Source organism: Ruegeria sp. BK1, from assembly GCF_056535645.1.
In genome coordinates, this window is sequence record NZ_JBQFIS010000001.1 from 83,011 (window position 1) to 96,036 (window position 13,026).

Annotated in this window: 11 protein-coding genes; 5 read left to right on the plus strand and 6 right to left on the minus strand. The window is 57.8% G+C overall.

All coding sequences use genetic code 11. The features are described 5' to 3' along the window. Nucleotides 1-651 precede the first annotated feature (651 nt). Nucleotides 652-1,704, minus strand: a complete 1,053-nt coding sequence (locus tag ACR3E7_RS00435) for a hypothetical protein (protein ID WP_480505550.1) — start codon at nucleotides 1,702-1,704, stop codon at nucleotides 652-654. 185 nt (nucleotides 1,705-1,889) lie between these two features. Here ACR3E7_RS00435 and ACR3E7_RS00440 point away from each other — a divergent pair, with 185 nt between their 5' ends. The 5 genes from ACR3E7_RS00440 (at nucleotide 1,890) to ACR3E7_RS00460 (ending at nucleotide 7,126) form a co-directional block, all read left to right on the plus strand. Further along, nucleotides 1,890-2,456, plus strand: coding sequence for a PepSY domain-containing protein (locus tag ACR3E7_RS00440; RefSeq protein ID WP_480505552.1), 567 nt, complete (start codon nucleotides 1,890-1,892; stop codon nucleotides 2,454-2,456). Nucleotides 2,457-2,491: 35 nt separating this feature from the next. Beyond that, nucleotides 2,492-3,151, plus strand: a complete 660-nt coding sequence (locus ACR3E7_RS00445) for a response regulator transcription factor (protein WP_170787167.1) — start codon at nucleotides 2,492-2,494, stop codon at nucleotides 3,149-3,151. Continuing rightward, a complete protein-coding gene (locus ACR3E7_RS00450) occupies nucleotides 3,151-4,494 on the plus strand; it encodes a sensor histidine kinase (protein ID WP_480505554.1) in 1,344 nt (447 codons plus the stop codon). Before ACR3E7_RS00445 ends, ACR3E7_RS00450 begins: the two co-directional genes overlap by 1 nt. Nucleotides 4,495-4,575: 81 nt before the next feature. Next, complete coding sequence (locus ACR3E7_RS00455; protein ID WP_170791446.1) at nucleotides 4,576-4,953, plus strand: hypothetical protein; 378 nt, start codon at nucleotides 4,576-4,578, stop codon at nucleotides 4,951-4,953. A 400-nt stretch (nucleotides 4,954-5,353) separates the two neighbouring features. Then, nucleotides 5,354-7,126 (plus strand): pilus assembly protein TadG-related protein, encoded by a 1,773-nt coding sequence (locus ACR3E7_RS00460; protein ID WP_480505556.1) that lies wholly within the window; start codon nucleotides 5,354-5,356, stop codon nucleotides 7,124-7,126. A 72-nt stretch (nucleotides 7,127-7,198) separates the two neighbouring features. Here ACR3E7_RS00460 and ACR3E7_RS00465 read toward each other — a convergent pair whose 3' ends face one another. The 5 genes from ACR3E7_RS00465 to ACR3E7_RS00485 are packed head-to-tail and all read right to left on the minus strand — an operon-like array spanning nucleotide 7,199 to nucleotide 13,001. Beyond that, nucleotides 7,199-8,206, minus strand: coding sequence for an Ldh family oxidoreductase (locus ACR3E7_RS00465; RefSeq protein ID WP_480505558.1), 1,008 nt, complete (start codon nucleotides 8,204-8,206; stop codon nucleotides 7,199-7,201). Nucleotides 8,207-8,219: 13 nt separating this feature from the next. Continuing rightward, complete coding sequence (locus ACR3E7_RS00470; protein ID WP_480505560.1) at nucleotides 8,220-8,849, minus strand: DUF3726 domain-containing protein; 630 nt, start codon at nucleotides 8,847-8,849, stop codon at nucleotides 8,220-8,222. Then, nucleotides 8,846-10,531 (minus strand): hypothetical protein, encoded by a 1,686-nt coding sequence (locus tag ACR3E7_RS00475; RefSeq protein ID WP_480505562.1) that lies wholly within the window; start codon nucleotides 10,529-10,531, stop codon nucleotides 8,846-8,848. The genes ACR3E7_RS00470 and ACR3E7_RS00475 overlap by 4 nt, the downstream gene beginning before the upstream one ends. Further along, entirely contained in the window at nucleotides 10,528-11,502 is a 975-nt protein-coding gene (locus tag ACR3E7_RS00480; RefSeq protein ID WP_480505564.1) for a membrane dipeptidase, read from the minus strand. The genes ACR3E7_RS00475 and ACR3E7_RS00480 overlap by 4 nt, the downstream gene beginning before the upstream one ends. Next, nucleotides 11,502-13,001, minus strand: a complete 1,500-nt coding sequence (locus ACR3E7_RS00485) for an aldehyde dehydrogenase family protein (RefSeq protein WP_480505566.1) — start codon at nucleotides 12,999-13,001, stop codon at nucleotides 11,502-11,504. Before ACR3E7_RS00485 ends, ACR3E7_RS00480 begins: the two co-directional genes overlap by 1 nt. Nucleotides 13,002-13,026: the final 25 nt, after the last annotated feature.

The window sequence follows — 13,026 nt, forward strand, 5'->3', positions numbered from 1 at the left end:
GGGTGCAGAACGGATGAATGGCTCGAAAACACAAGGATCTGACCCGAGGCGATTCGCGCGCCCTATTTGGTTTTGTTGCGATTTTCGCGACAACATTAACGCAAACTGAACAATGTATTTGCTGTGTGTTCAACAGAAATCTGCATAATCGCGGCATCGATTCTTAACGAAAGTGAGCATTTACCCGAATTCATGCAAAGGGGAAACGCATGACAAAGTCTGCCATCCTGATTGCCGGACCTCGGACCACCGCTGCTAATCGGTCCCGGAATTTGGTTCAGCGTGACGGAAAAACACCGTGCGATAAGACGCGCGGAAACCGCTTTCCTCCGATTAACATTACACTGTCTTCTATCATCGATGAGATGCGGCTTATCGAGGCAAAAAGAAGCGTTCCGGCAAAGTAGAACGCATCAGGACAAGACATACGGAATAGGTACGGTGAAAAAGGGAAAGCCCGCTCAAAATAGAGCGGGCTTTTATCGCGGCTAGAGTGAGAAAAGGTGCGCGATACCTGGTACTGGGCAGAACGTCGTGGGGTTCTGTGAATTTGTTCCGGGCCAGCCAAAGGCTCATGTAGGTGGATGAAATGGCTGGCCCGGCCCCCCATGCCTCCGTGAGTGTAAGGGCACCGAGATCGGTGATTGGTTCTTATTCGACTTCGGATACCTCTTCTTCTTCAAAAGGTTCCTCAACCGGGTCGAGACCCAACATCGCCCTTACGGTCGCTTCGACCTCATCCGTGACGGGTTTGTTCGCCGCGGCCTCCAACGCTTCACGTTCCAGTTCGGGCTGAGCCTCGACCTGTTCCGTCAGGGTGTCGACCGTTTCGACGGCTTCTTCATATTCCTCGGCGTCTGCGAGTTCTGTTTCAAATTCGGACGCGGCCATCTGCGAGGCTTCAAGCGCTTCTTCTGCTTCCATAAGCTCTTGTTCAAGAGCCTCCTTTTCCTCGTCCGGAGCATTTTCAAGTTGCTCAGTCAGATCATCCACAAGCGCTTGATCTTCCACAACTTGTTGCTGAGCATCGGTCAGGTCGTTCTCAATGTCTTCGGTGGGACGAGCAGGAGGTTCCAAGCCATCCAGGAATTCCTGGGCTTCTTCCAGTTCCTCGCTCAGTGCCTGACCGGCCAGAACCGTGTCACGGTAGGTGGCGATGCGACCCACACGTGAATTCGGCGATGCGTTTTGCAGGGCCGTCTCACTGGCGTTGGCGGCGTTCAACGCGCCCAACTCCGACGGGTGCGCACCAAATTCAGCCGAAGCCTTGTTGCCCTTCTTGCGGCCCTTTGGTCGGACGGATTCCTCTACCTCGGTGGTTGAGGTCGTCGTGCTGGCCACGCGGGCGGATTTCTTTTTCGACTTGTTCCCGTTGAACAACTCTTTCAGGGAAAAACCGCCACCGGATTTTTTCCCGGAGCTGTCGGACTTAGTTTTGCCGCGACCGGCATTGCCTTTGGCTTTTGCGCCATCACCTTTGTTGGCGTTGCCATTGCCGCCTTTATCGCCACCATTCCCGTTGCCGCCACCATTCCCGTTGCCGCCGCCATTCCCGTTGCCGCCACCATTCCCGTTGCCGCCACCATTGCCATTTTTGGCATAGGCCGCGTCAGGGACAGCAAGTGTCGTCACGATTGCGGTGGAGCCGACCAAAGCGACTGCGACTGCCGTAGCTTTCAGCAAGATGTTGGTTTTGGTCTTCATATCAGTCCTCACGGGTCATGTGTTTGCATCCATGTTTTCCGGCACGGCAAACGCGCGACAGAATCACCCCACGACCTCATTTGAACTGATGCACCCTGAACACACGAAAAACCGTTTGTTCATCACTGGTTCACATAGAATAAATTAGGCTTTAGACCGTTTCGCGCGAGAACGAGTTGACAGTGATGAGACAGCTTTTGGCGACGGCATTTGTGGCGTCCCTTCTCCTGACCGGAGAAGGGCATTCTGCTGTGCGCGAACTCAAGCAGTCCGAATTGCGGCAAGCGACGCTTGTGGGCGGGGCGATTCGCCTGAAGAAAGTCATAAAGGGCGTTGAGAAAGTTTTTGGCGGCACCCCTGTGGATGCCCGCGCATTTAAGGATGACAAGGTTTACTACCGCATTCTGATGAAAAAACCGAACGGCCGGATCATTAGCGTGATCGTCGATGCTCAGACAGGCGCGGTTATTTCAAACGGGTCCAGTATCGGGCGGCAGATCAAAGAGGCAGCGAAGACTTCACCGGGCAATTCTGCAACGGCCAAGTCCAACGGTGCATCCAATGCCAAGTCCAATAACGGTAACAATAGCAATAACGGCAACCGCGGAAATTCCGGCAACAATGGTGGCGGCAACGGGAATGGTGGCGGCAACGGTGGCGGAAATGGCGGCGGCAACGGTGGCGGAAATGGCGGCGGCAACGGTGGCGGAAATGGCGGCGGCAACGGAAACGGTGGCGGCAAGAAAAACTAGATGAATACGCAACTGAATAGCTGTAAATTCGCGTTATGAGAGTACTTCTGGCAGAAGATGAGCCGCATCTGAGCGCTCAAATCAAGAGATTGCTGAATGCTGAAGGGCGGGTCGTGGACACCGCTCAAAACGGCTTGGAGGCCCTGCATCTGGGGTCGACCGAGCCTTACGATATGATCATTCTCGATATCGGCCTGCCTGAACGCGATGGTATCACAGTTTTGCGGGAATGGCGTGAGGCCGGGGTTTCGACGCCGGTCCTGATCCTGACCGCGCGCGATGGGTGGAGCGATCGGGTCGACGGGCTGGATGCAGGCGCGGATGACTATATGATCAAGCCCTTCCATATGCCTGAACTGGCCGCGCGGGTGCGCGCGATATTGCGCCGGCAAAGCGGACAGCTGAGCGCTGTCATCGAAATGGGCGATGTGGCGTTGGACACAAAGACCGGGCGGGTGACGGTCAAGGATGTGCCGGTGGACCTGACCGCGCAGGAAATCGCGGTTCTGACATATCTGTCGCACAATCGCGGACGGCTGATCTCACGCACCGAACTCTCTGAGCATATCTATGAATATGACGGCGATCGGGATTCAAACACCATTGCGGTTTTCATTACACGCCTGCGCAAAAAGCTGGGATCGGACCTAATCAAGACGGTACGAGGACGCGGCTATATGATTGACACGGACTGATGCTTTCCCTGCGTCAGCGCGCATTGCTGGGGGGGATCGCTTCTGGGGCGGTGTCGGTTGGCGTGGGGACCCTGGCAGTGTTTTCCTACATCAACTCAAGGGTCTCGGACCAGTTTGACACCGCGTTGCGGGATCGCCATACCCAGCTTGTGGTAGGGTTGAGCGTCACGACAGACAATCCCGATGCGCTTGGCAACCTAATGTTCGACCCGGCATATGGCACACCGTTTTCCGGGCGCTATTGGCAGGTCACCGGTAGTGATGGGTCGGTATTTACCTCGGCCTCGTTGTTCGATGAAACGCTGGCCGAGCCCCGGGGCCTTCCCAACGCGCCTACCTTTTGGAACACGCAAGGCCCTGAAGATGAGGCCGTGCGCAGTATCTACCAGGAAATATCTTACGAAGACGGAACGGTCTGGGGTGTCAGCGTGGCTGAAAGCCGCGAGGAATTGATGGGCGAACGCCGCGCGGCCCAGCGGAACCTTCTGCCGGTCTTTACGCTTGTCGGTCTCATCGGGGTGGCTGGGTCGCTTTTCCTGATGTCGGCTATTCTGGGGCCGCTGCGCAAACTACGCACAGATGTGTCCCATCGCTGGGACTCGGATGAGGGGTTGAAGCCGGATGATTACCCCGAAGAAGTCTCGCCGCTGGTTGAAGACCTTAATCAATTGTCGCGACGCAACCGGGACATCGTCTTCGGGTCCCGACGGCAGACCGCTGATCTGGCTCATGCCCTCAAGACCCCGACGGCCATATTGCGCAATGAACTAACCAGTCTTTCCGAACAAGGTGCCACGACAGACACGGCGCAAGAGGCACTGGACCGGATCGATGCGCAGCTCAGCCGCTCACTGGCGCGGATGCGTGCGATGAATACGGCCGAACTGACCCATTCCCGTACGGATCTTTCAAATTCGGTCGACCGTCTTGCGCGCTTGTTCTCGAGAATGACCGAACGGGAAGGCAAACAATTTCAAGTCACTCGCGAAACCGGATTATGGGTGCGCATGGACCCTCAGGATATCGAAGAGGTTCTGGGCAACCTGATGGATAACGCCGTTAAATGGTGTCAGAAGACTGTTCGGGTTGTGGCGCAGGTTAGAAAAGGCAACGTCGAGGTTCTAATCGAGGATGATGGGCCCGGCATCCCCGAGGACAACCGGCGCGAGGCCCTGCGCTCGGGCGGGCGGTTGGACACATCGGTTGCCGGCAGCGGGCTTGGTCTTGCGATTGCGGTCGATCTGCTGAACGCGTATGGGGCAAAACTCGACCTTGGCCGTTCAACGAGCCTGGGCGGGCTGGAGTGTCGTATCGTTATTCCGACGGGCTGGAAAAGACCTTAGATTGCGTCGGTTGGGTGCAATTAGGGCAAACGGCTTTTCTTAAGTAATCTTGGCTCATTCTGATAGCTTGGAGTGGGGCATATGCGGATAACTTTGGACATCATTGAAAAAGGCACGGTCATAGGCGCGGCAATTGCTGCGGTCCTGCCGCTTTATCAATGGTATGATGAACGGTCCGGTCGAGAGTTGGAGCGTGTCTCCAGCTTGGTCATCGGGGGGCAGGCCTGTGCAGAATGGGTTATTTCTCATGATGTGCGGGCCACCGTGGATGTCCTAGAAAATGCGCCTGAGGATGTTGTGACGGCGGCGGTCAACCGCGCGGATTTTGCGTTGAATATGTCAATTTTGTGCGGAAAGCTTCTGGATCATTTGCACATGGGGATGGAGAAACTGGACCTTTCTCGGGCCGAGGAAGAAGCCATGCGCTGGTCCGGTTTTCCGTATGAAGACGAGTACTGAGAGGCCAATTTTCACGGTATTTTTAGGCGTGTGTGTGGGCCGAGTGGAACCGTTGGGCGGCAAGGCCTGACGTGAGGTGTCCGCGATGAAATTTCCAGGCTCGCGACTCGGAGGCCTAAAAATAAGGGAATGTGGCAAGGTTACCCATGGTCACTCGGTCTGTTAATTTTCGGTCAGTGGTCCTCGTGTAAAGCGCCGTTTTCACGGATGTGTGATATCATATTGATTTTAAATATTTTTATTCGAATTCGTGGCAGTTCCGTGTTTTCCACGTCACCCGCGCGTTCATTTTGAGTTAAAAATGGGTTCACCTCCGGTAACCCAAATAGCAACATTACGGCAAAATAGAGACAACTTCTTTGGGCATCTTATTCGCGAATAAGGATGTCTGGAGAAAGAAATGTTTAATCTGAATTCACGGAAGAAAGCCGTTTCAAAAACTCTCCGAAATTCGGTTGCGGATGTTGGTTGGTTTGCGAAACGCGAAGAAGGTGGTTTGACGATTTTCGCGTTGTTTGCCTTTTTTCTATTATTGGCTGCGGCGGGTATTGCCGTCGATGTAATGAATTACGAGCGCGACCGTGCGAAATTGCAGTGGGCTCTGGACAACGCTGTCCTCTCTGCCGCGAGCCTTGAGCAAACGCTCGATCCTGCGCAAGTTGTCGAAGCACATCTGGCGGCATCCGGTTTGGGCGAGTACGCGAGTTCGATTTCTGTCGAAGACAAATATCTGGACCGCACCGTCCGTGCCAGCCTGACATCTGGTTTTGACACCAATTTCATGCGGTTGAGCGGTGTTGAGACGATTTCATTGGGCGTGAATTCCGCCGCGCATGAGGCGGCACCGTGCACCGAGATTTCCATGGTTTTGGACATCTCGGGTAGTATGGGCAACAACGAACGCCTGACCCAAATGCAAACCGCTGCCAAAGCATTTGTCACAAAAACTCTGGAGCATAACGACGACCCAGGCACCGAGTGTGCGACCTCGGTCAGCGTTATCCCGTTTGCGGGTCAAACGAACCCTGGCTCGGTTATGTTCGAATATTTGGGTGGCGAGCGGTTTGGCACGACCACCGACGACGATTTCTTCCCGGAATGGAAGCAGGATATCTCGAACGTCGTGTTCTGGTTTGATACAGACGGCAATGCTGACCCCGATTTTTCCGTCAAGATCGACAGCTTCCCGGACAACGAAACCGATCTGTTCAACAAGGATGACGTCGACACGTACTATCACTATGTCCGGGACTTTATCATCAACAACTCGTCCCAGCTGCCTGAGAGTGCCGAACTGGTGGGTGCATCCATCAAGGGCGGGAAGCAGGAGACGATGTATTACAGCATTGACCGGACAACGACGGTCTATGATGAGGCTTCGGGCCCAACCAAGTTCAATAACGTCGACATCGAGCTTCAGTATTCGGATTTCCACAGCTATGTGGGCAACATTCCGAACAATACCTCGTCTTGCCTGGAAATGACCTATTCGGATTTCCTGAATACAAGCCTGCCTTCAGGTTCGATCGATCAGACGCCCTATTTCGTGAACTGGGAATATGATGAGACGACCCAGAATTGGGGTTGGTGCCCGGAAGACGAAATGAGCATCCAATACGCCCAGAACGATGAAACCAAACTGCACAATTTCATCGACGGTCTGCGCCTGTTCGATGGAACCGGCACCAACTACAGCCTGAAATACGCGCTGGCCCTGCTGGACCCGTCAAGTCAGGATGAGTTTGCCTATCTCAGCAAAGCCGGGGAAGTTCCCTCCGAGTTCGCAGACCGCCCGCTGAGCTGGGATCACGAAAACAGCTCAAAGATCATTGTGATCATGACCGATGGACAAACCACCCCGCAGGTTCGCCCCGCCGATGAGATGGAAGAGGAAAACGGCCTGACGGAGCTGACTGCGCGTCCAAGTGAAGACTCGACCATCGCCTCGTCGCAGCTGACCAACCTGCAACTGTTCCAAGAACAGTGTGAATTGGCCAAAACGAAAGGTGCCGTTGTTTATACCGTCGCGTTCGAAACCACGGAGCAGGCCGCATCCGAGATCAGAACCTGTGCTTCGTCCTGGTCGCACTACTATGAAGTGACCGGTGAAGAGATCATCGACTCCTTCGTGTCGATTGCAGGCTCGATCCAGAAGCTGCGTCTGATCCAATAACCCAATGTGGTCGAGAACGAGAAAGGGCGCCAATACGGCGCCCTTTTTTCGTTCCGCAGGCGGTGCGCGGCGTTAGGTCAGGATAGCCTCGATCTTGTCCAAGGTCGCCTTGTTGACCGCGACGCCTTCGGTTTCGGCGGCAATGCGTTTTGCGCGCCGTCCGTCGCCCGGCAGATGCGCGCCGTCCTGAGAATGGATCGCGCCGACCAATGCACTGATATTTTCGGCAAACATGTCTTGCGCCGCAGCGGCCGGGTCGATGGCGATAAAGAACTGACCGGTCTTGGGAGGCCCCCCAGCTGTGCCCGAGAACGGCGAGGCGTGAATGCCGAGCGTCGCGCCGGTCAGGGCCGCGGCCATGATCTCGGTCAGCAAAGCGATGCCCACTCCTTTGTAGCCCCCCGATGGGGCCATCGAGCCCTTGAGCCCGACATTAGGGTCCGTGGTTGGGTTCCCATCCGCGTCCAGCGCCCAGCCCACAGGGATTGGTTTGCCTTCGCGGGCATGTTTCATGACCTCGCTCTTGGCGATGGTGCTAGCGCTTTGGTCGATCAGAACGGCGGGCTGTCCATCTGTGCCGGGTACCGCGACCGAGAACGGGTTGGTGCCGATAACCGGCTTCGACCCGCCCGATGGCGCGATTGAGGCAGGTGCATTGGTAAAGCCCAACCCAACCAGACCCGCCTGCGCCAACCGGTGCGTGTGATAGCCCAGGACCCCGCAATTATAGCTGTTGCGGATGGCCAAGGCCGCGATGCCCTGTTCCTTGGCGGCTGGGATGAGGGCGTCAAACCCCATGTCAATTGCGCTATGTGCAAACCCTGTTGCCGCGTCAACCGTGATCAGGCCAGAGCGAGGCCGGTCCAAGACGGGCTTTGCGGCACCGTCGACCTTTCCGCATTGCACATGTTCGCAATAGATCGGGATATAGGCCAGACCGTGGCTGGCCACCCCATCCGCTTCGGTTGCCGCCGTGGCAACGGCCAGCGGGCGAGCGTTGGCTTCGGTCGTGCCAGCGGTAACAAGGGCGCGAAAGGCCAGGTCTTCGATTTCGGTCAGGGTCAGAGTGCGGGTTTCCATCGTGTCGCTTTCATCAATCGTTGTCGGACAGGCCAGACCCGGCCCCAAGCAGACGAGAGGCCTCGGTCGCGGGGGCATAGGTGCGGTGGGCAAAACGGTTCAATACGGCCCATGCGGCCGGATCGGGCATCGCGCGTGAGGCGCAGGCAGCGGGTGCGGTCAAGATTCCGCCAAGCGCGACCTTCACCAAAGTGGCGTCGCTGGGCAGCGCTGGGTTCACGGCCAGAGAAGGCCCATCTGTGACGACCTCAACGCCATCCACGGTGATTGTGACGGGCGTTTTCAAATTGCGCGCAATGTTCGCGGCGAATGGCAGCAACAGGGCAGGGGCGGCGACATTGGTCAGTGTGATTTCGCCCGTCCGCAGCGAGCCCATATGGTCGGACAAGGCTGCCCCGGTGGCCAGAGGGCAAAGGATTTCATCCCCGCGCCATTCGTTGCCCGGACATGCCGGGCGGTGCCGGCCCGGCGCATGTGCCAAGCCCCGGTCCAACAGATCGGCCAGAATCTGCGCGCCGTCCAGTCCCGCGGCACATAGCCAGCGGGTGGCCTTTCCGGCCTCTTCGGACAGGCCCCAGCCATAGCCCGCGCCGCGCGTGGCGCGTTTGGCGGTGGCCTCGACCTCGTTTAATGAAAAGCTCATGTCATTGCCCTTGGGTAGACCCAGTGATCAGCGGTATCTGCGGACAGATCCTCAGGGTAGGGGGCACCGGCATACATGCAAATCCGCACCCAACGGTCCGAGCGGGGATCGAAATGCGTGGCACCGAAGAACGAGAGTTTCGCTCGCAGCATGTCGATGGGCATGACATCCGCGCCGATCGTATTGTCGCGTATTTCACCATAGGGTGCGACCTGTCCCATCTGCGCGCGCCGGATCGTGTGGCGATGTTCGGGGTGCTGCGACAGAAACGCGGCAATGGAGGTGGTGTCTGGCCAGTGGGACAGGGCGTAGTAAGCCGTCGCCGCATCGCGGGCCGGGGCCAAGGGTTGTTCGTACTCCGCGATGGGCTCTTCGAACCGTTCGCCCAGACGGGGTTCCAGCTTTTCTTCGGACACGTACCAGGCGCGGGCGCAGTTGGCCTGTGCTTTCCAGTCAAGATCAAGCGCCCAGTCAAAACTCTGTCGGATCAGCGCGCGAACCTGTGCGACGCTCATATTGCCGTCGATCACCTGCGCCCCGGCGTTGCTGTCGGCCATGCAATCGACCAAACCGTCGACCAGATCGCCGTAAGGTTCGAGGATCAGCGAGGCGAGCAATTCCTGCCCCTCTTCACTCAGATGATCTTCGGACCAGCGGATCAGGGCGTCCCAGGGAAGGTTTTCGGTCAGGTCGCGCTGGGCCAGTTCGGCGGTGAGCGTGTCCAGATCAGCCCAGAGCACGGCCAGCTTGTCGATTTGAACGGGATGATCCGAGCGCCACCACGACACCGACAGCTTGCTGCGTTCGAAAATCGCGCGGAACTGCGCGATGCGGTCAGGTGTGGCTTGCGGCACGGACCGCACCCGCGCGATGGCCTCTTCGCGCACCATGATCCAGTTGTTGAACAGCACGGGATGGTTGACGATAAAGGGCGCCATGCCCAGACCGGTCGAATTGCCAATGCCCAGCCATTGCGCAATCGTCGGGTCCAGACTGGCGGTTTGGTTCCCCCCTTTGGCCTGCGCCATGTGCTGCACCAGATCGCGCACGAAGGTGCGGGTCAGATAAACCGACAGCATCTCGGTTTGGAAAGGGGCGCTCAGTTCCGGGCGGTCGGCAGTTTTTTCACGATCAGCCGCCCCGAACTTGCCCGATCCATAAACAGCCGTGGTGCGCATCAGGTAGCCCACCTGATAGATCTGCTCGGGGTCCGGCTGTGTGCCTGCTGCCAGCGCGTCGACCACATGCGCCCAAAGCCGGACCGAACGGTTGGCGCGAGACAGAGACAACTCGCTTTCGCTGATCCGCCCGGCCTCTTGCAAGGGGACGTTTTGAGACAGGCGGTCAATGTCTTCGGTCGTGGGGATGCCATCGAACAGGGTAAATGTGGCGTCCCAAGCCTCGGCTATCACGCGGTCGGAGCGTTGCTCGGGCGGCAGGTCATGAGCGAAAGCAACCAGTGAATAAGCGCGTTCAGGGCCGTGCGCGGTATAGACCGCATGACCCACCCCGTTCGTGTCGATGTCAAAAACGGGCCGGGTAAAACGCCAGTTCTCGCGGGCCATCCGCCGGGTCAATTGCCGCATGAAACTAAGGCGACATTGGTGCAGCGACCCCAATCGCGACAGTCGCATGACCTGCGCGGGGTCTCGGCGTGCAATATCGCGGTGCAGATCGATCATGCGCGTGGTCCGAAGTTTTCAGCAAAGAAACGATACCAGTTGCCGCCCATGATACCTGAGACCTCATCTTCGTTCATACCCACGGAACGTAGCCCGGATTCGATATTCCCAAAATCGCGGTTGTCCTGAAACCAGTTTGGCATGGGCGGAAAACCGGGCGCCGAAGCCGAGCCTTCGCCATAGTCGATTTCTTTCGTCCAGCGCCCGACGCGCATCCACTCGACCACGCTGTCGGGTTGGTCCTGACACAGGTCAGTGCCGATCCCCAGATGTTGGACTCCGTATTTGTCGGCGGTGCGGGCGATCATCTGACAGAAACTATCCCGCGTGCAGGCGGATTTGTCTTTCAGATGATGCGGGTAGACCGAAAAGCCGAGCATCCCGCCATTTTCCGTCACCGCGCGGATCACTGCGTCGCGCTTGTTGCGCAGTGCAGGCGACCAGTCATGCGGATTGGCGTGAGTGATGGCGATGGGACGCTCGGACAGTTCAGCAGCCTCGATTGTGGATCGGTCAGCCGAGTGACTCATATCCACGACAAGGCCGACGCGGTTCATCTCTTTGATCACCTGCTTGCCCATGCGGGTGATGCCGGTATCTTCGGCCTCATAGCAGCCGGTGGCCAGCAGGGATTGGTTGTTATAGGTCAGCTGCATGAACCGGGCACCCAGATCGTGCAGGATTTCGACCAAACCGATATCGTCTTCGATGGGCGAGGGGTTCTGAAAGCCGAAGAACACCGCCGTCCGCCCGGTTTCGCGCGCCGTGTCGATGTCGCTGGCCCACCGACCCTTCATGATCAGGTCGGGGAATTGCTCGAACCAACGGTTCCACTTTTCAAAGTTCAGGACGGTTTCGCGGAAGTTCTCATGATAAGAGATGGTGACGTGGATTGCATCCACGCCACCTTCGCGCAGTTGCCGGAAAATCTTTTCCGACCAGTTGGCATATTGCAGCCCGTCGATACGCATCAGACCGGCGTCCCGGCGCTGATATAGGCGGTTTTGACGGTGGTGTAGAACTCAGCTGCCGCTTTTCCCTGCTCACGCGGGCCATATGAGCTGTCGCCGCGTCCGCCGAAGGGTACGTGATAGTCGGTGCCCGCTGTCGGCAAGTTCACCGTAACTACGCCAGTGCGCGCGTTGCGGCGGAAATGGGTGGCGCGGGCTAGGCTTTGGGTCACGATGCCCGAAGTCAGGCCGAATTTGGTGTCGTTGACGACGCTCAGCGCCTCATCATAGCTGCCGACCTTGATGACGCTGGTTAGCGGCGCGAACATTTCTTCGCGGTTGATGCGCATGTCGTTGGAGGTGTTCAGGAACACTCCGGGCGACATGTAGAACCCGTCATGCGGCATCTCCAACCGCGCGCCGCCACAGGCCAGCTCGGCGCCCTCGGACTTGCCCAGATCGACATAGGCGAGGTTTTCCTGCAACTGCTGCTCGCCGACAACCGGCCCCATCTGGGTGCCGTCCTCCAGCGCGTGACCGACTTTCATCGCTTGCGCACCGGCGACCAGTTTCTCGACGAACGCATCATGGATGCCCGCATGAACCACGAGCCGCGACGAGGCGGTGCATTTCTGCCCCGTGCCGCCAAACGCGCCACCCAGCGCCAGCGTCACAGCCAGATCAAGATCGGCGTCGTCCATGACGGCTAGCGCGTTCTTGGATCCCATCTCCATCTGTACCTTGGTCAGGTTCTGAATGGCCGCTGCCGCAATCCCTTTACCCACCGGCACCGACCCGGTGAATGAAATCGCGTTCACCTTGGGGCTTTCCACCAGACGCTGCCCGATGCTGCGCCCCGAGCCCATCATCAGGCTGAACAGGCCCTTGGGGATGTCCTGACGTTCAATGATCTCGGTCAGGGCTACGGCCGAGGCCGGGGTGATGTTCGCAGGCTTCCATACGACGGCGTTGCCGTAGCACAGCGCTGGTGCAATCTTCCACGAGGCGGTCGCGGTGGGAAAGTTCCATGGGCTGATGATGGCGACAGTGCCCACGGCCTCGCGTCGCACGTCAATCTCAACGCCGGGTCGAACGCTGTCGGCATTCTCACCGATCTGGCGCAGGCACTCAGCGGCGTAGTAGGTAAAGAACTGACCGGCGCGATAGACTTCACCTTTGCCCTCGGCCAGCGGTTTGCCCTCTTCGCGGGACAAAAGCGTGCCCAGCTCTTCCGCGCGGGCCATCAATTCATTGCCGATGGCGTTCAGAACGGCCTGTTTGCGTTCGGGCAGGTAAGCGGCCCATTCGGCCTGCGCCAGACGCGCCTGATCCAGTGTCGCCTCAAGCTGATCCGTGCTGGCCTGCGCAAAGATGCCGACCAGATCGCTCAGATCCGAAGGGTTGCGGTTTTCGATTTCAGAATCACCCGCCAGCCATTCGCCAGCGATCAGGTTCAGTTTGGTCACAATGCGCCCCAGAGCAAAATAAGAGTCGCGCTTAGGATGGCTTTTCCGCCGCATATCAGTCAAATTCAAACGAATGAAC